The sequence below is a fragment of the Frigoribacterium sp. PhB24 genome (assembly GCF_003755185.1).
Lineage (GTDB): Bacteria > Actinomycetota > Actinomycetes > Actinomycetales > Microbacteriaceae > Frigoribacterium.
In genome coordinates, this window is the sequence record NZ_RKIC01000013.1 from 110,202 (window position 1) to 127,654 (window position 17,453).

The window sequence follows — 17,453 nt, forward strand, 5'->3', positions numbered from 1 at the left end:
CCAGGTCACCTTCACGCCCTCCCCCACCCTCGTCGGCGACCCGCCCCCCTCACCTTCATCGCCGAGCGCACCGACGGGACTGGGGTGACGGGCCGCCACGTGGTCGACTACGTCGCGGCTGCCGGTCCAGCCCCGACGCCGGGGCCCGCGGCCGGTGTGGACGCCGCTGCTTCCGAGTTCGAGCGCCGGGCCGCGCCCTTCGCGGGGCAGGAGGCGCCCGCGGAACAGCCGGACCGACCGGCCGGTAGCGTCACGGTCATGGGGATCTGGTCTCGACTCGTCGGCGCGGCGTCGAACGACATGCCCGCGGAGCTCGTCGTCGTCATTGACCGCGAGAGCGTGTCGATGGGCGACGACGCCCAGTCGCACCGCAGCGAGCTGCGGCTCCAGGCCGGGTCGCTCCTCAGCGACTTGGTCGAGCGCAGCAGCCCCGACGTGCGCGTGCAGGGCTGGTCGTGGGTGGCCGTCGTCGACAGCACCGTCGTCGCGGTGTGGTCGGTCGACCACGGCGTCGTCCTGCTCGTCCCCGACCGGCCCCTCACAGTTTCGGACCCTGACGGGATCGTGCAGGTGCGCTTCCGCTTTCTCGGCCAGCTCGATCCGACGTGGCTGCACGCGCGCCTCGCCCAGGGCGCGCCGCTCGACCGGGAGGCGCTCACCGCCGAGCACGCTCCGCTCGCCCGGGCGGTGCTCGAGCACGAGCGCCGGGAGCGAGAGGCCGCGACGACCGCACGCCTGCTCGGCCCGACGTGCGTGCGGGCGCTGGAGCACCTCGGGGCGGTCGTCGACCTCCATTCCGACGTGCTCTGCCGGTTCGATATCGGCGGCGTCGCCTGGCAGGTCGAACGCCGCGACAGCATGACGGTCGTCTTTGGCCGGGGGCGCCAGTCGCCCCTGGCGTCGCTTCGCCCGGTCGGCCTCGCGGAACGCTGGGTGCTGGCGGTGCTCGCCGTCGACCGGCGCACCGCCGACGGCCTTGACCCGCTACCCGACGCGCCCGTGCGCGCCGGGGCCGAGCCAGTGCAGCTCATGGTCGCGGGCAGGGCCCGTGCCGTCGAGGGCTCGTCGGGCGCGGTCGTCGCGCAGCTGAGGGACGCACGAGACGTCGGGTCCCTCGACCTCGTCCTGGGCCGCGACCTCGACGAGGTGGTGGCCCTGTTCAGCCTCTCCGGCCCGGGTGCCTGAGGCACGCGTCGCGGCTCAGCCCGAGGCGCCACCGGCCGGTCCGACTGGGGGTTCGGTGAATTGCGCGCGTATGGTGATGGCCGCATCAGCGCTTGCTACTCGGGTGTTAGCCCCGGACCTCGAATTCGACCGCCTTCGCCGGTCCATCGCGGCACGGTGGTCACAGCGACAACCTGGGCAGCATTTCGACAAACTACGTCGCAGACGACGAGAGGAGCGTCAGCTGGGCATGTCCACGAAGCGGGAGAACATGCCGTGGAAGGCGACCGTGATGGTGTCGGTGGGACCGTTGCGGTGCTTGGCGACGATGAAGTCGGCCTCGCCCTGGCGGGGGTTGTCTTTCTCGTAGGCGGACTCGCGGTGCAGCAGGATGACCATGTCGGCGTCCTGCTCGAGCGAACCGGACTCGCGCAAGTCGCTGATCGCGGGCTTCTTGTCGGCACGCTGCTCGGGGCCACGGTTCAGCTGCGACAGCGCGATCACCGGCACCTGCAGCTCTTTCGCCATCAGCTTCAGCGCACGCGAGAACTCCGACACCTCTTGCTGACGGCTCTCGACCCGCTTGCCCGACGTCATCAGCTGCAGGTAGTCGATCACCACGAGCTTCAAGTTGTGCTGCTGCTTCAGCCGGCGGCACTTCGCCCGGATCTCGACCAACGTCATGTTGGGGGAGTCGTCGATGAACAACGGCGCATCGTTGATCCGCCCCCGCACCTGCGCGATGTTCGTCCAGTCACGCGCGTCGACCGTTCCTTTACGCATGTTCTGCAGCGGCACACTCGACTCCGCCGACATCAGACGCATCGCGATCTCGCTGCGCCCCATCTCGAGCGAGAAGAACACCGACGCCTGCCCGTGCTTGATCGACGCCGCCCGCGCCAGGTCGAGCGCCAACGTCGACTTACCGAGCGCCGGTCGCGCCGCCACGATGATCAGCTGGCCCGGGTGGAACCCGTTCGTCAGGGCGTCGAGCTGCGCGAACCCCGTCGGCACACCCGTCATCTGACCGTCACGACCCTTGGCCGCCTCGATCTCGTCGATCGCGACCGTCACCGCCTCGTTCAGCGGCACGTAGTCCTCGGTCTGCACCCCACCGGCCACGTTGTAGACCTCGGCCTGCGCGTTGTTGACCAGGTCGACGACCTCGCCCTCGCTCGCGTAACCCATCTGCACGATGCGGGTGCCCGCCTCGACCAGACGGCGCAGCACCGCCTTCTCGGCGACGATGGACGCGTAGTACCCCGCGTTCGCCGCCGTGGGCACGACGCCGGTGAGGGTGTGGAGGTACTCCGCGCCTCCTGCCCTCGACAGGTCGGCGGACTTCATGAGCTCGTCGCTGACCGTGATGACGTCGGTGGGCTCGCCGTGCGAGTACAGCCCCAGGATCGCGTCGTAGATGACCTCGTGCTTGGGCACGTAGAAGTCCATGCCGCGGACCGTCTCGATGACGTCGGCCACGGCGTCCTTGCTCAGCAGCATGCCGCCCAGCGCGCTCTGCTCGGCCAGGAGGTCGTGCGGCGGGACGCGGTCCATGTTGACGGGGCCACCACGGTCGCGATCGCGGTTGTTCGACGCATCGGGAGCGAGACCGAGATGGGCGATCGACATGGGTCCTCCAGCGAGAATCGGGTGGGTGCGGGCAGCACCGAAGACGCTCAAGGCAGTTCTACGACAGACCCCCGACATCCCCTTGCCGAACCACCGTGACCCACCCCTGATGAGCGCGGGTACACCTTATGGACACCGAGTTCTCCACAGCAAATGCACCTGTGGATAACTCTGGGGAGAACCGGTGAGCAACGCCGGACAACCCTGGGGAGAACTGTGGATCACGCTGTGGACAAAGAGATACTTCAGTCACATTAAGGGCCTGTGACCTGGGCTTTCGCGATTCCACACCTGTGTGGAGAAAATTGTCTAAACCGGGGGTTGAGACATCCGATTTGACATCCGCCTGTGCACAAGGGATTTGACTTCGGGGCACGAGAACCGATACCGACGCAGCCAGTGTTCAGCTTCTGGTAACCCCCCGAAGGCGGGCCCTGGGAAGAGCCTGGTCAGGGCGGTATCGGGGTCCGGCACCGCGCCTCCTGTCGGTCTCGGACGACGAAGAACCACGACGGGGACGATGCACCACGCCGGAGGGTGGTTCATCGTCCCCGTCGTGGTTCAGGGGAGCAGGTGCTCAGAAGGGGACGCCGCAGCGCAGCACGACGTTGGCGTACGGGGTCGCCTCACCCGTCCGGACGAGGAGGCGCGCCCCACCCGACAGCCGCTTGAGCTCGTCGTGCGACACGTAGGCCACCTCGTCGAAGCGGGACGTGATCCAGCCGCCGGCCTCGCGGCCCTGGCTCTCGTCGGCGGCCGTGCAGGCCTCGAACACCACGTCGGCCGTCAGTGCGTCCAGCACGTCGGCGAAGGCGGGCAGGCCGTGGACGACGGCGAGGTCGACCACCGGGACTCCAGGGGGGAGGGGGAGTCCGCAGTCGGCGACGACGACGAGGTCTCCGTGGCCGAGTCCGCTGACGGCGTGGTTCAGCTGGGCGTTGAGGAGGCCTCCGCGCTTCACGAGGTCACCCCCGCAGAAGCCGCCGGCAGCTCGTCGTCGAGCGTCGGGTACGACGCCTGCGTCCCCACACCCGTCACCGAGTACGCCCCGACGCGCACGGCGTCCCGAGCGGCCTCGAGCAGTGACGAACCCGCGGCCAGCCCGGCGGCGAGGGCGCCGACGAAGGCGTCACCTGCCCCGGACGAGTCGACGGCCGCGACGCGAGGCGAGGCGACGAGCACGGTGCCCGACGCGTCCGACACGATCGCCCCGGCGGCACCGCGGGTCATGACGACCGAGGTGACTCCCTGGGCGCGCAGGGAGGCGACGACCGACTCGTCGTCGACCCGCGCCTCCTCGTCCGATCCGTCCGAAGCCGCGCCCGCAGCCGAGCCAGCGCCCCACGCGGCCAGCAGCAGCCGCCCCTCGTGCTCGTTGACGACCAGCGGATCCGCGGCCTTCACCACGTCCGCCGGCACGTCGATCACCGGGGCGAGGTTGAACACCACGCGCCCTCCGGTGTGCTGCACGGCGGCGGCGATGCCGTCCACGGGGATCTCTCCCTGCAGGACGACCACCGCCGCGTCGGCCAGCACATCCGCATGCCCGTCGACGAACGACGCCGAGACCGCACCGTTGGCCCCGGGGACGACGACGATCGTGTTCTCGCTGTCGCCTCCGACGCTGACGATCGCCAGGCCGGTGGGCCCGGGCACGGTGTCGACGCCGCTGACGTCGACACCGCTCGAGCGGAGGTAGGGCAGGGCGTCGTCGGCACGTCCGTCGTCGCCGACCGCACCGATCATCACGGTGCGGGCGCCGCGACGAGCCGCCGCGACGGCCTGGTTCGCGCCCTTGCCGCCGGGGGAGAGGGTCATCGACGAGCCGATCAGCGTCTCGCCGGGCAGGGGTAGGCGATCGACGGTCACGACCTGGTCGACGTTGATCGACCCGACCACGACGACCGTGCCGGTCATGCCGACCCCGCCGGCGCCCTGCGATTCAGAACCACTCATTCGGTGAAGTCACCCACGTTCTCCTTCGTGACGGTGATGACCTCGACGGCCTGGTCCGAGGGGCCGTCGTCGCCGCTGCCGCCCTTGACGGCCTTGACCGCCTGGTCGACCGCGAGGGCGCCGAGCTCGGCGGGCTGCTGCGCGATGGTGCTCGAGAGCGTGCCCGCCTCGATGGCCTTGAGGCCGTCCTCGGTGCCGTCGAACGCCGCGACCTTGACGTCGGTGCCGGCGCGCGAGCCGAGCGCCTGGATCGCTCCGAGGCCCATCTCGTCGTTCTCGGCGAAGACGCCCACGGCATTCGGGTGCGCCTGCAGCAGGTTGGTGGTCACGTCGAGCGCGGTGGCGCGGTCGAAGTTCGCGGTCTGCTGCGCGACGACGGTGATGTTCGGGTACGCGGCGATGCCCTTGGTGAAGCCCTCACCGCGGTCGCGGCTGGCCGAGGTGCCCGCGACGCCCTGCAGGACGATGACCTCGCCCTGCTCGCCGATCGCCTCGGCGAGGGCCTTGGCGGCCTGCTCGCCACCGGCGACGTTGTCGCTCGCGACGAACGACGCGACGTCGGCACCGTTGACCGCGCGGTCGACGGCGACGATCGGCACGTCGGCCTGGTTGAGCGCCTTGGCGGCGGGGCCGGCAGCGTCGCTGTCCACGGCGTTCAAGATGACGGCGTCGGCGGTCGAGGCCGCGGTCGCCAGCTGGTTGGCCTGGGTGGCCGAGTCGTTCTGGGCGTCGACGATCTCGAGGTCGACGTTCTGCTTCTTCGCCTCGGCGGTCGCGCCGTCACGCAGCTCGACGAAGAACGGGTTGTTCAGGGTGCTGAGCGACAGGACCACCGTGGGGCGGTCCGCCTCTCCGGCGGGGGTGCGGTTGCAGCCGGCGGTGCCGGTCGCGACCAGGGCGGCGATCGCCGTGACGGTGGCGGCCTTGCGGAACGAGGTCAACTTCATCGTGTGTCCTTCGGGTTGGGTTGGGGTGGGTGTTCAGAAAAACAAGGAGGCGCGGGTCGGCCGGCTGAGGCCCGTCGCCTGGGCTGCGCTGCAGCCCCAGGGCCGGGCCCCGCAGCTGCCGCCGCTCCGCTGAGACGCGACGCCGCCCGTCCGGGCCGCACCGCGCCTCCTCGGCTCGGAGGCTGTCGGTGCGACCTAGCTGCTGCGCGTCTTGCGGCGCAGCACGTCGACGCCCACGGCGAGGGCGATGACGAGGCCGATGACGACCTGCTGCCAGAACGACGTGACGTTCAGCAGGTTGAGGCCGTTGCGGATGACGACGAGCACGAGGGCGCCGATGATGGTGCCCGAGATGCGGCCGACGCCGCCGGCCAGGCTCGCGCCGCCGATGACGACCGCGGCGATGGCGTCGAGCTCGTAGCCCGAGGCCGCCTGCGGCTGGGCCGAGTCGAGGCGCCCGGCGAGCAGCAGGCCGGCGAGGGCCGCGAACAGGCCGGCCAGGCCGAAGACCGTGACGACGATGCGCTTGACCGGCAGGCCCGAGAGGCGCGCGGCCTCGGCGTTACCGCCGACGGCGTACATCGAGCGGCCGATGACGGTGCGGTTGAGGATGAACGACGCGACGATCGCGGCCAGCACGAGCACGATGATCGGCACGGGCACCGGCCCGATGTTGCCGCCGAGGAACGACACGGCCGGGGGAGTCGCGATCGGGCGACCGTCCGAGACGACCAGGGTCAGGCCGCGTGCCACGCTCAGCATGGCGAGCGTCGCGATGAACGACGGCAGCTTGCCGTACGCGCTGGCGAACCCGTTGACCAGGCCGGCCACGAGGCCCGTGCCGAGCCCGAGCGCGAGCGCCAGGCCGCCGGGCAGCCCCGCCGTGGCGAAGAACCAGCCCGAGACCATCGCCGACAGGGCGGCGACCGAGCCGACCGAGAGGTCGATGCCGCCGGCGACGATGACGAAGGTCATGCCGAACGCCAGCACGGCGACGGTCGACACCTGGATGCCGATGTTGAGCAGGTTGCGGCCGGTCAGGAAGTCCGGGGTCGCGATGAACAGCGCCAGGCACAGCACGACGAGCCCGACGAGGGCCCCGTTCGCGGCCAGGAAGGTCTTGATGTCGAAGGAGCGTCGCTGCGCCTTCACGGTGGTGGTGGTCATGGGTGTCGTCCTCGGGTCCGTGCTTCTCGGGTCAGTTCGTCTCGACGACGTCGCGTGCCGCGAGCGTCATCAGCGTGTCTTGGGTGGCGTCGGCCGCGGCGACCTCGCCCGCGACGACTCCGTCGCGCATCACGAGGATGCGGTCGCTCATGCCCATCACCTCGGGCAGTTCGCTGCTGACCATCACGACCGCGCCTCCTGCGTCGGTGATGCGGTTCACCAGCTCGTAGATCTCGACCTTCGCGCCGACGTCGACGCCGCGGGTCGGCTCGTCGAGCAGCAGCACCGACGAACCGGCGATGATCCAGCGGCCGAACACGGCCTTCTGCTGGTTGCCGCCCGACAGCGAGCCGATCTCTTGATCGATGTCGCGCATGCGGATCCGCAGGGTCGAGGCGACCTCGTCGGCCTTGGCGCGCTGACCGGCGAAGTCGACCAGGCCGGCCTTGGCGCTGCTGGCGAGCGTCGCGTAGCCGAGGTTGTCGTTGACGGAGGCGCCCAGCACGAGCCCCTGCGCCTTGCGGTCCTCGGGAACGTGGCCGACACCCGCGGCGATGGCCCCGGCGACGTCGCCCTTCTTCAGGCGCTTTCCGCGCACGGTCACGGAGCCCGAGTCGTACTTGTCGACCCCGGCGATCGCACGGACGACCTCGGTGCGACCGGCGCCGACGAGGCCGGCGATGCCGAGCACCTCGCCCGCCCGCACCTCGAACGACACGTCGCGGAAGACTGACCCCGTCAGGCCCCGCACCTCGAGCACGACGGGGGAGTCGCTCTCGCTGCCGGGGGTGCGCGGGTACTGGTGCTCGATGTCGCGTCCGACCATCAGGCGGACGAGCTCGTCCTCGCCGGTCGACGCGGGCACCTCGGCGACGAACGCGCCGTCACGCAGTACGGCCACGGTGTCGCCGATCTCGGCGATCTCGTCGAGGTGGTGGCTGATGAACAGCATGCCGACGCCGCGGGCGCGCAGCTGCTCGACGACGCGGAAGAGGATCTCGGTCTCGTGCCGGGTCAGCGCCGCGGTCGGCTCGTCGAGGATCAGGATGCGCGCGTCGATGCTCAGCGCCTTCGCGATCTCGACCAGCTGCTGGCGGGCGATGCCGAGCTCGCCGACTTTCTGGTCGACGTCGACGTCGAGACCGATCAGGTCGAGGGCCGCACGGGCGCGCTTCTTGAGCTCTTTGCGGTCGACGAGGCCGAACCGCGTCGGGAACCGCCCCATCATCACGTTCTCGGCGACACTGAGCGAGGCGACGAGGTTCAGCTCTTGGTGGATCGTCGCGATACCGAGCTTCTCGGCGGCGTGCGTGTTCGGCAGGTGGACGGCCTCGCCGTCGACCAACACACGGCCGGCGTCGGGCTGGTACACGCCCGACATCATCTTGATCAGGGTGGACTTGCCGGCGCCGTTCTCGCCGAGCAGCACCTGCACGCGGCCGGGCCGGACGTGCACGGTGACGTCGTCGATGACCCGCACGGGGCCGAACGACTTGCTGACGTTCTCGAGCGTGAGCAGGGGACGATCGTCGTCGATCGAATGGGGCATGGGTCAGTTCCTGCCGAGGGGTCGGGGTCGGGTGGGGTGCGTCGGGTGCGTCGGGTGCGTCGGGTCTGTCGGGGACGAGGAGGCGCGGGTCGCGTCGCCCCCGGAGGCGCGGCTCGTCGACTCGCGCACGATCAGTTCGCTGGGCAGCACGACCGATTCGGGGGTGAACCCGTCGATGACCTCGTGCAGCAGCTGCACGGCGATGCGGCCCATCTCCTCGACGCTGTGCGAGATGACGGTGAGCGCCGGGTCGAGCAGCGAGAACCACTCGATGTCGTCGAAGGCGATGACCGAGACGTCGGCGCCCATGCGCTTGCCCAGCCGGTTGAGCATGGCGATGGCTCCGACGGCCATGAGGCTGTCGGCCGCGAGCAGCGCGGTCGGCGGCTCGTCGAGCTCGAACAGGGCGTGCACGGCGGCCGACCCGCTGGCGGACTGGAAGTCGCCGACGTAGACCAGGTCGGGGTCGGTGCTGAGGCCCAGCTCGGCGGCCGCGGCCGTCCACGCCTCGAGCCGCTCGCGCCCGGTGGACACGCTCTGCGGCCCGGCGACGTACCCGACGCGCTCGTGGCCGAGGTCGACCAGGTGCTGCACGGCGGCCCGGATGCCGGGGCGGCTGTCGGTCGTCACGCTCGGGACGTCGACGCCCGGGATCGTGCGGTCGACGAACACGGTCGGCACCTCGCGCGCGAGCAGCGAGTCGATGCTGGCCGAGTCGGTCCCTTGCGGGGCGACGATGACTCCGTCGACACGGCGTGAGATGAGGGTGTCGAGGTAGCGGTCCTGCTGCTCACGGTTCTCGTTGGCGTTGCCGAGCAAGGTGACGTAGCCGAGTTCGAGCAGCGACTGCTCGATGGTGTGGGCGAGGTCGGCGAAGAACGGGTTGCGGACGTCGGAGACGAGCAGGCCGACGGTGTCGGAGCGGGTCGAGCGCAGCGCCCGCGCCTGGGCGTTCGGACGGAAGTCGAGGTCGCGAGCGGCTCGTTCGACCTGGGCCCGGGCCTCGGGCGACGTGGCGGGGTTGCCCGACAGCACCCGTGATGCCGTCGCGGCCGAGACGCCGGCGCGCTGCGCCACGTCCCTGATCGTCACGGTGTTCATCGGCTCTACCTCGTCGTAGTGGTGCTGGTCGCAGGTCGTATCTGCACGTGGAATCGATTCCATGGAACCGATTCCACGACAGTAGACGACCGGCCCCACCCTGTCAACGCGAAGCCCCGAGGAGGCGCGGTCCCCGCCCCAGCCTTCCCGCGCCTCCTCGTCCCCCGCCTGCCAGCCCAACCCATGAACCCCGTTGCAACGGGGTTCATTGTCCGGAACGGGGTTCATCGCGACCCGCCCTCCCGGCACGCACGAGAGCGGCGGCCCCCCCGGGGGGGACCGCCGCTCTCGCGTACGGCAGGCGCCGAAGCGCCGAGGTGCTACTTGGCCGAGACGACCGTCAGCGTGATCGTCGCGATGACGTCCTCGCGCAGGCGGAGGGTGGCTTCGTGCTCACCCGTCACCTTGATGGTCGTGGGGATCTCGACCTTGCGCTTGTCGATCGTCGCGACGCCCTGGGCGGTCACGGCGTCGGCGACGTCGGCCGGACGGACCGAGCCGAACAGACGGCCGTCGGCACCGGTCTTCACCGTGAGGCGGATCTTCTGGGCCTCGAGGCGCTGCTTGAGGTCGTGGGCCTCTTCGATCGTCTTGAGCTCGCGGGTCTCGCGAGCCGTACGGATCTGAGCGACCTGCTTCTCGCCACCGCGGCTCCACGCCACGGCGAAGCCCTGAGGCACCAGGTAGTTGCGGGCGTAGCCGTTCTTGACGTCGACGACGTCACCGGCGGAACCGAGGCCGGAGACCTCGTGGGTCAGGATTACCTTCGACATGGTGGTCCTTCCGATCAGCGGCCGGAGCCGGCGTAGGGGAGGAGCGCCATCTCACGGGCGTTCTTCACGGCACGGGCGATGAGGCGCTGCTCCTGGACGGAGACGCCGGTGATGCGACGGGCGCGGATCTTTCCACGCTCCGAGATGAACTTGCGAAGGGTCGCGACGTCTTTGTAGTCGATGACACCGACGCGGATCGACTTCGCGGGAGCGGCGTTCTTGCCGCCCTTGCCGCGGAGGGGCTTGCGGCGGTCGCCGCTGCTCTTTCCAGCCATTGGTTTCTACTTTCGATGAATGAAGAAGTACTTGAAGGGGAACGACGACGCCTCGAAGGGCACTGAACCCTAGAAGGGCACTGGGCCTTAGAAGGGCGTCTCGTCGTTGTAGGTGCCGTTGCCACCGGGGGTGTTCCACACGTCGCCACCAGAGGTGTTGCCACCCTGCTGGCCGCCGGCGGGCTGACCCCACGGCTCTTGCGCCTGACCGCCGCCGACCTGGGCCGGCTGGCCACCACGGTTGCCGCCGCCGTTACCGCCCCCGAAGGAGCCACCACCGGCAGCACCGTCGCGGGACGAGGAGGCGCGGGTCACCTGAGCGGTCGCGTAACGCAGCGAAGGGCCGATCTCGTCGATCTCGAGCTCCATGCTGGTGCGCTTCTCGCCCTCTTTGGTCTCGTACGAGCGCTGCTTGAGCCGGCCCTGAGCGATGACCCGGCTGCCCTTGGTGAGGCTGCTGGCCACGTGCTCGCCGAACTCGCGCCACACGCTGGCACGGAGGAAGAGCGCCTCGCCGTCCTTCCACTCGTTCGACGCGCGGTCGAACGTGCGGGGGGTCGACGCGATGGTGAAGTTCGCGACCGCGAGCCCGTTCTGCGTGTACCGCAGCTCGGGGTCACTGGTGAGGTTTCCCACCACTGTGATGACGGTCTCGCCTGCCATCGGACTACTCGGCGGCCTTCTCGGCGGCGGGAGCAGCCGGAGCGGCGGCGGCGTTGGCGGCCTTGCGGGCGGCCTTCTCGTCGCTGACCTTCTTGGCGGCGGCGACCATGGCGATCGCCTCTTCGGCACGCAGGACCTTGGTACGCAGCACGGCCTCGGAGAGACCCAGCTGGCGGTCGAGCTCGACCGTGGCGGCCGAGTTCGAGGTCAGGTTGACGACGGCGTAGATGCCCTCGGTCTTCTTGTTGATCTCGTAGGCCAGGCGACGACGTCCCCAGATGTCCACGTTGTCGATCGTTCCGCCATCGTTGCGGATGACGTTGAGGAACTTGTCCAAGCTCGGGGCGACGGTGCGCTCATCGATCTCGGGGTCCAGGATGACCATCAGTTCGTACTGGTGCATGACTAACCCACCTCCTTCGGACTTAACGGTCACAGACGGTCTGTGACAGGAGGGTATTCATGTCGCGGCGCCGGCCGTGAGGCAGACGCAACCTTCCCAGCGTAGCCGAGCGCGCCTCCTGAATCAATGCCGCCGCAGCGGCCACCGGCCGTGCAGAGCCGAGGAGGCGCGGGACGACACCCGCAGGACGGGTTACGCGCCGGCACCCTCGCGTGCGTTCCACCAGGCGAGCAGCCGCTCGGTGGCGACCTCGGCCCCGAGCGGCCCCTCGTCGGTGCGCAACTCGAGCAGGAAACGGTAGGCCTCGCCGACCTCGCGGCTCGGGCCGATGGCGAGCACGCGTTGGATCTCGTCGCCGTTCAGGTCGGGCCGCAGCGAGTCGAGCTCTTCCCGTTCGCGCAGCTCGGCGATGCGGGCCTCGAGGTCGTCGTAGGCGAAGCCGAGCCGGTCGGCCTTGCGCCGGTTGCGCGTCGTGACGTCGGCGCGGGTCAGCATGTGCAACCGCTCGAGCTGGTCACCGGCGTCGCGGACGTACCGGCGGACGGCCGAATCGGTCCAGGCGCCCTCGGTGTAGCCGAAGAAGCGGAGGTGCAGCTCGATCAGGCGGTACACGGCGGCGATGGTGTCGTTGTCGAAGCGCAGCGCCTTCAGCCGCTTCTTGGCGAGCTTGGCGCCGACGACGTCGTGGTGGTGGAAGGTGACGACCCCGCCCGGCTCGAGACGACGCGTGGCGGGCTTGCCGCAGTCGTGCAGCAGGGCCGCGAGGCGCAGGGTGAGGTCGGGGGCGTCGCCCGGGTGGCGCTCGCGCTCGTAGCCGATGGCCTGGTCGAGCACGGTGAGGCTGTGCTCGTAGACGTCCTTGTGGTGGTGGTGCTCGTCGACCTCGAGGCGCATGGCGGCGAGCTCGGGCATGACGTGGTCGGCCAGACCGGTGTCGACCAGCAGCCGGACACCGTCTCGGGGGGTTTCGGTCTTGAGCAACTTCGTCAGCTCGTCGGCGACCCGCTCGACCGAGACGATCGACAGGGTCTCGGCCCGCGCCGTCATCGCGTCGCGCACCTCGTCGGACACGGTGAAGCCGAGCTGGGCCGTGAACCGTGCGGCCCGCATCATGCGGAGGGGGTCGTCACGGAACGAGTCGACCGCGGTGCCCGGGGTGGCGAGTCGCGCCCGCAGCAGGTCGTCGACACCGCCGGACGGGTCGACGAGCACGCGCTCGGGCAGGCGCAGCGCCATCGAGTTGACGGTGAAGTCCCGACGGACGAGGTCGCCCTCGAGGGTGTCGCCGAACTCGACGACGGGCTTGCGGGTCTCGCCGTCGTAGACGTCGCTGCGGTACGTGGTGATCTCGACGGTCTCGCCGTCGACGCGGGCGGCGATGGTGCCGAACGCGCGGCCGACGTCCCAGTGCGCCTCGGCCAGCGGCACGACGATCGCCAGGATCTCGTCGGGGTCGGCGTCGGTCGTGAAGTCGAGGTCGTTGACCGGGCGACCGATGAAGGCGTCACGCACGGGGCCGCCGACGAGGGCCAACTCGTGACCTGCCGCGGCGAACGCGGCGGCGAGCTTCTCGATGCGGGGGGTGGCGGCCAGATCGTCCAGTCGCTGCAGGGCCCGTGCGACGCTGTCCATGACGAAACAGCTTGCCACAGCCGAGGAGGCGCGGGCTGAGTCCCCGACGGCGCCTCGCGACCCCGTCCGCCCACCTCGCAGGCGCTTCGCCGCTGCTTCTTGGTCGGCGTTGCCTAGACTCGGCATGCTCGAACGGCCCCTGTCGCCGTCGACACCTGACGCCTATGAGACTCTTCTTCGCCCTGATCGCCGCCCTGTTGGCGGTGTTCGTCGTGTCGGCGGGTCTGCCGGCGACGGCGGCACGGGCGGCGTCCGCCCCCTCGGGCGACGGTGTCACGATGACCGTCGAGCCGGCCTCCGACGGCGTGCTGCGACCCGACGACGACCTCACCCTCGGCGTCACGGTGACGAACGACGCCGACGCCGACCTCGCGGCGACCACGGCCCGGGTCTACCTCGACCGAGAACCGTTCACCACGCGGACCAAGCTCGCGTCGTGGCTCGACCCCGACGACGTCTCGGGCGACGACTACCTCGGGCGGCAGCTCGTCGAGGTCGACGTGCCGGCGGTGCCCGCCGGGTCGTCCGTCGCCCTCGACACCGTCGTGGTCCCCGCCGATCGCCTGGGCCTGACCGGTCGCGCCTTCGGTGCGCGAGCCCTCGGGGCCCGCGTGCTCGACGCGTCGGGCAGCCAGGTGGCTCAGACCCGCAGCAGCGTGGTCTGGTACCCCGCCGACAGCTTCCAGCCGACCCGCGTCGCGGTCGCCGTGCCGATCACGACGCCCGAGAGCGAGACGGGCGTCCTCGACGCCTCCGCCCTGGCCGCCTACACCTCGGACGGCGGGGTGCTGCGCCGCGAGCTCGACGCCGTGGCCGGCACGGGGGCGACCCTTGGCGTCGACCCGATGATCGTCGCGTCGATCCGCCTGCTCGGCACCGAGGCCCCGCAGTCGGCCGTCGACTGGCTCGCCGAATTGCAGGCCCTGCCGAACGACATGTTCCCCCTGGCGTACGCCGACGCCGACCTCGCCGGGCTCCGACAGGCCGGCGCGACGACCGTCCCCGCGGTGACCTCGCTCGACACGCTGGTCGAACCCGATCGCTTCGAGGGCATGCCGGCGGCCACCGACGCACCCACCGAGGCACCGACCGACCCGACACCGGGGGCGAGTGGCGGTCCGGGCACGGGCGTCGCCGGCTCCGACCCCACGGCCCTCCCCACCGACGGGGCCACGGACGCGCCGACCGACGAGCCCACGCCCTCCGGGACGCCGGCCGACGGGGTGGTTCTGCCGACGACCGCGCAGCTGTTGGACTTCCCGTGGACGCAGCGCGACGTCGTCTGGCCGCGGGAGTCGTCCGTCGTGTCCGCCGACCTGACGGCGTTCGCCGCCGGCCCCTACACGTCGACCATCCTCTCGAGCGGCAACGTGGACGTCGACGGCGACTCGACCGAGAACTCCGCGGTGACGGTCGGTGGCGTCGCGGCCGTCGTCTCGGACGACCCGCTGTCGGTCCTCGTCACCCAGGCGGCCGAGGCGACGACCCTCGCCGAGTGGCAGGCCACGATGGCCCGGCTCTCCGCCACCGTCGCGACCGTCGCCTACGAACGACCGAGCGACGCCCGCACCGTGTTGACCTCGCTCGAGCGCGAGTGGCCGTCGACCGGGCAGTTCCTCACACGGACGCTCCAGGCCGTCGACGGCCTGCCCTGGGTCAGCGGCGCCACGCTGACCGACGTGCTGGCGAGCACCCCGTCGACGGCGACCGTCGTGGACCGTCCAGAGAGCGATGCCCGTCTCGACCGGTTGCGTGACCTGGTGGCCGCCGACGAGAGGGTCGTCGACTTCTCGACCGCCCTCGCCGAGCCACAGCTCGTCACCGAGTCGGCCCGACTGCGCACGATGGCCCTGGCCTCGCACGCCTGGCGTGACAACGTCGACGGCTTCCCCACCGAGGTCGCCTCGGCCGTGGCCGACGCGACCGCGACGTCGGGTCTCGTGGCCGTCGTCCAGGGCTCGCCGATCTCGATCCTCGGCGACCGCTCGGCCCTCCCCCTCTACCTCGAGAACAAAACCGACTCGGTCGCGACGGTGTCGTTGAACCTGACGCCCTCGAACTCCATCCTCTCGATCGAGCGCAGCCCCATCGAGGTGACGATCCAGCCGCAGTCCCAGACGCGGGTCAGCGTGCCCGTGCAGTCCGTCGCCAACGGGACGGTCTCGGTGCAACTCCAGCTGGTGAGCCTCTCGGGCGTGGCGATCGCGACCCCGGTCGACATCCCCCTCTCGGTGCAGGCCGGGTGGGAGACCGCCATCACCTGGATCTTCGGCGTCGCCTTCGCCGCCCTGTTCGTGGGTGGCCTCTACCGCACCTTCCGCAAGCGCCGCCGCGTGCGCGACGAAGCCCTGTCCTCCCGCGGCGGCCCGTCATCCGATGCGGCCGACCCGCCGCCCGTCCAGGAGTCCATGTGAGCAACCAGGGCGGTCTCGGTCGCGCCAGCATCCTCCTCGCGTCCGGGACGATGGTCTCGCGCGTCCTCGGCTTCGTGAAGGCGGCCGTGCTGGCCGCCGCGATCGGGCAATCGGCCAGTCGGGCGGCCGACTCGTTCGCCCTCGCCAACCAGCTGCCGAACAACATCTACGCGCTGATCGCGGGTGGCCTGCTCAGTGCCGTGCTCGTGCCGCAGATCGTGCGGGCGGCGACATCCGACGACGGAGGGCAGCGGTTCGTCAACAAGATCGTGACCCTGGGCACGATCGTCTTCGCGGCCGTCGGCCTGGCCGGCACGCTGCTCGCCCCCGTGCTCGTCCGGCTCTACGCCCAGCAGAGCTCGGACGGTGGGGCGGGGTTCACCTCGGACCAGCTCGCCCTGGCGACCGCCTTCGCCTACTGGTGCCTGCCGCAGATCTTCTTCTACGCCATGTACTCGCTGCTGAGCGAGGTGCTCAATGCCCGGCAGGTGTTCGGGCCGTTCACCTGGGCACCGGTGCTCAACAACGTCGTGGCCATCGCCGGCCTCGTCGTCTTCATGGTGATGTTCGGCGGGGCCGTCGAGAACTCCGCGGTCGACGTCTGGACCGGTGATCGCATCTTCGTCATCGCGGCCACGGCCACCCTGGGCGTCCTGGCTCAGGCGGCGTTCCTGCTCCTGTTCTGGCGCCGTGCCGGCCTCGGCTTCCGCCCCGACTTCCGGTGGCGCGGCGTCGGCCTCGGTGCCACGGGCAAGGCGGCCGGCTGGCTGTTCGGCATGGTCCTCGTCACCCAGCTGGCGGGGCTGGTGCAGAGCCGAGTCGCCACCCTGGGCAGCGAGGTGGGTGCCTCGAACGCGGTGCTCGCGAACGCCTGGCTGCTCTTCATGCTGCCGCACGGCATCATCGCCGTGTCGATCGGCACCGCGTACTTCACGCGCATGAGCGGCCACGCCTCGCGGGGCGACCTGCGGGCCGTCCGCGCCGACATGTCGCAGTCCCTCCGGGCCATCGGCATGTTCATGGTGTTCGCGGCCGTCGCCATGTGCGTCGTGGCCTACCCGTTCGCCCGGTTCTTCGAGGTCGACTTCGCCGGGTCGACCCGCACGGCCGAGGTGATCCTCGGCTACATGCCCGGTCTCGTCCTGTTCAGCGTGCTCTTCATCGTGCAGCGGGTGTTCTACTCGATGCACGACCAGCGCACGCCGTTCTTCCTCCAGCTCGTCCAGTCGGGCATCTTCGTCGCGGGCGTGGCGGTCTCGGCCGCGGTGGTGGCCCCGGAGCACATCGCGATGGCCATCGCCATCACGACGTCGATCGCGGGCTCGAGCCAGGCCGTCGTCGCGCTCTGGGTGGTCAAGAAGCGCCTGGGCGGCATCGACGGCCGCTGGGTGCTGCGGCGCTACGTCCAGTTCTTCGTCTTCTCGCTCGTCGCCGGCGCGGTGGGCCTCGTCGTCGTGACCGTCCTGGGCGGTTTCTCGGCCGACGGCTTCGCGCAGTCGGGCCGCGTACCGGGTGTGCTGACCGTCGTCGTGGCCGGTGCCGTCATGGGGCTGGTCTACGGAGCGCTGCTCTGGTTCGCACGGATCCCCGAGCTGCGGGTGCTGACCACGCCGGTGACGACACGTCTGGCACCCGCCGTCTCGCGCCTCCTGCGCCGCTGACCGCCCCTGCCAGGCCCGCGGGAATGCCCCGTCGGTAGGATGCGTTCCACCAGACGATCGAGGGATCCGACCGCCCGAGCCACCGCTCGCGGGTCGTCTTCCCGCTCGTGAAGTTCTCC

15 protein-coding genes are annotated in these 17,453 nt (G+C 70.5%); 3 read left to right on the forward strand and 12 right to left on the reverse strand.

The features are described from left to right. Positions 1-258: 258 nt before the first annotated feature. Positions 259-1,185: a hypothetical protein gene (locus EDF50_RS12205; RefSeq protein ID WP_148076834.1), complete on the forward strand. Its 927-nt coding sequence runs from the start codon at positions 259-261 to the stop codon at positions 1,183-1,185. A gap of 219 nt (positions 1,186-1,404) precedes the next feature. Here EDF50_RS12205 and dnaB read toward each other — a convergent pair whose 3' ends face one another. From dnaB to EDF50_RS12265, 12 genes are all read right to left on the reverse strand, one after another. After that, on the reverse strand, positions 1,405-2,793 hold the full coding sequence (gene dnaB, locus EDF50_RS12210; protein ID WP_054145742.1) for a replicative DNA helicase: 1,389 nt from the start codon (positions 2,791-2,793) through the stop codon (positions 1,405-1,407). A gap of 577 nt (positions 2,794-3,370) precedes the next feature. Further along, complete coding sequence (gene rbsD / locus EDF50_RS12215; protein ID WP_123519822.1) at positions 3,371-3,754, reverse strand: D-ribose pyranase; 384 nt, start codon at positions 3,752-3,754, stop codon at positions 3,371-3,373. Further along, positions 3,751-4,749: a ribokinase gene (locus EDF50_RS12220; protein WP_233570619.1), complete on the reverse strand. Its 999-nt coding sequence runs from the start codon at positions 4,747-4,749 to the stop codon at positions 3,751-3,753. Before EDF50_RS12220 ends, rbsD begins: the two co-directional genes overlap by 4 nt. After that, a complete protein-coding gene (locus EDF50_RS12225; protein WP_123519823.1) occupies positions 4,746-5,696 on the reverse strand; it encodes a substrate-binding domain-containing protein in 951 nt (316 codons plus the stop codon). Before EDF50_RS12225 ends, EDF50_RS12220 begins: the two co-directional genes overlap by 4 nt. A gap of 195 nt (positions 5,697-5,891) precedes the next feature. Then, positions 5,892-6,863 (reverse strand): ABC transporter permease, encoded by a 972-nt coding sequence (locus EDF50_RS12230; protein WP_043595333.1) that lies wholly within the window; start codon positions 6,861-6,863, stop codon positions 5,892-5,894. 31 nt (positions 6,864-6,894) lie between these two features. Then, the gene (locus EDF50_RS12235) at positions 6,895-8,412 is read right to left on the reverse strand and encodes a sugar ABC transporter ATP-binding protein (protein ID WP_123519824.1); all 1,518 of its coding nucleotides are present in this window, start codon (positions 8,410-8,412) and stop codon (positions 6,895-6,897) included. Positions 8,413-8,415: 3 nt separating this feature from the next. Further along, a complete protein-coding gene (locus EDF50_RS12240) occupies positions 8,416-9,513 on the reverse strand; it encodes a LacI family DNA-binding transcriptional regulator (protein WP_123519825.1) in 1,098 nt (365 codons plus the stop codon). A 320-nt stretch (positions 9,514-9,833) separates the two neighbouring features. Further along, positions 9,834-10,286 (reverse strand): 50S ribosomal protein L9, encoded by a 453-nt coding sequence (gene rplI / locus EDF50_RS12245; RefSeq protein WP_043595329.1) that lies wholly within the window; start codon positions 10,284-10,286, stop codon positions 9,834-9,836. 14 nt (positions 10,287-10,300) lie between these two features. Further along, complete coding sequence (gene rpsR, locus EDF50_RS12250; protein WP_043595327.1) at positions 10,301-10,561, reverse strand: 30S ribosomal protein S18; 261 nt, start codon at positions 10,559-10,561, stop codon at positions 10,301-10,303. Positions 10,562-10,648: 87 nt separating this feature from the next. Beyond that, positions 10,649-11,224 carry a single-stranded DNA-binding protein gene (locus EDF50_RS12255; protein WP_123519826.1) on the reverse strand — a complete coding sequence of 192 codons (576 nt, stop codon included), beginning with the start codon at positions 11,222-11,224 and terminating at the stop codon, positions 10,649-10,651. 4 nt (positions 11,225-11,228) lie between these two features. Further along, positions 11,229-11,627: a 30S ribosomal protein S6 gene (gene rpsF / locus EDF50_RS12260; protein WP_054145729.1), complete on the reverse strand. Its 399-nt coding sequence runs from the start codon at positions 11,625-11,627 to the stop codon at positions 11,229-11,231. 192 nt (positions 11,628-11,819) lie between these two features. Then, positions 11,820-13,259: a CCA tRNA nucleotidyltransferase gene (locus EDF50_RS12265; RefSeq protein ID WP_123519827.1), complete on the reverse strand. Its 1,440-nt coding sequence runs from the start codon at positions 13,257-13,259 to the stop codon at positions 11,820-11,822. A 164-nt stretch (positions 13,260-13,423) separates the two neighbouring features. On the opposite strand from EDF50_RS12265, the gene EDF50_RS12270 reads away from it, so the two are divergent. Both EDF50_RS12270 and murJ read left to right on the forward strand, forming a co-directional pair. Beyond that, positions 13,424-15,673 (forward strand): DUF6049 family protein, encoded by a 2,250-nt coding sequence (locus tag EDF50_RS12270; protein WP_123519828.1) that lies wholly within the window; start codon positions 13,424-13,426, stop codon positions 15,671-15,673. After that, entirely contained in the window at positions 15,670-17,334 is a 1,665-nt protein-coding gene (gene murJ / locus EDF50_RS12275) for a murein biosynthesis integral membrane protein MurJ (protein WP_123519829.1), read from the forward strand. Before EDF50_RS12270 ends, murJ begins: the two co-directional genes overlap by 4 nt. The last annotated feature ends 119 nt before the right edge of the window (positions 17,335-17,453 follow it).

What these genes read in the sequence shown, in the direction of transcription:
- EDF50_RS12205 (WP_148076834.1), top strand. Translation starts at nt 259, where the DNA reads ATGGGGATCTGGTCTCGACTCGTCGGCGCGGCGTCGAACGACATGCCC.
- dnaB (WP_054145742.1), bottom strand. Translation starts at nt 2,793, where the DNA reads ATGTCGATCGCCCATCTCGGTCTCGCTCCCGATGCGTCGAACAACCGC.
- EDF50_RS12220 (WP_233570619.1), bottom strand. Translation starts at nt 4,749, where the DNA reads ATGAGTGGTTCTGAATCGCAGGGCGCCGGCGGGGTCGGCATGACCGGC.
- EDF50_RS12225 (WP_123519823.1), bottom strand. Translation starts at nt 5,696, where the DNA reads ATGAAGTTGACCTCGTTCCGCAAGGCCGCCACCGTCACGGCGATCGCC.
- EDF50_RS12230 (WP_043595333.1), bottom strand. Translation starts at nt 6,863, where the DNA reads ATGACCACCACCACCGTGAAGGCGCAGCGACGCTCCTTCGACATCAAG.
- EDF50_RS12235 (WP_123519824.1), bottom strand. Translation starts at nt 8,412, where the DNA reads ATGCCCCATTCGATCGACGACGATCGTCCCCTGCTCACGCTCGAGAAC.
- EDF50_RS12240 (WP_123519825.1), bottom strand. Translation starts at nt 9,513, where the DNA reads ATGAACACCGTGACGATCAGGGACGTGGCGCAGCGCGCCGGCGTCTCG.
- rplI (WP_043595329.1), bottom strand. Translation starts at nt 10,286, where the DNA reads ATGTCGAAGGTAATCCTGACCCACGAGGTCTCCGGCCTCGGTTCCGCC.
- rpsR (WP_043595327.1), bottom strand. Translation starts at nt 10,561, where the DNA reads ATGGCTGGAAAGAGCAGCGGCGACCGCCGCAAGCCCCTCCGCGGCAAG.
- EDF50_RS12255 (WP_123519826.1), bottom strand. Translation starts at nt 11,224, where the DNA reads ATGGCAGGCGAGACCGTCATCACAGTGGTGGGAAACCTCACCAGTGAC.
- rpsF (WP_054145729.1), bottom strand. Translation starts at nt 11,627, where the DNA reads ATGCACCAGTACGAACTGATGGTCATCCTGGACCCCGAGATCGATGAG.
- EDF50_RS12265 (WP_123519827.1), bottom strand. Translation starts at nt 13,259, where the DNA reads ATGGACAGCGTCGCACGGGCCCTGCAGCGACTGGACGATCTGGCCGCC.
- EDF50_RS12270 (WP_123519828.1), top strand. Translation starts at nt 13,424, where the DNA reads ATGAGACTCTTCTTCGCCCTGATCGCCGCCCTGTTGGCGGTGTTCGTC.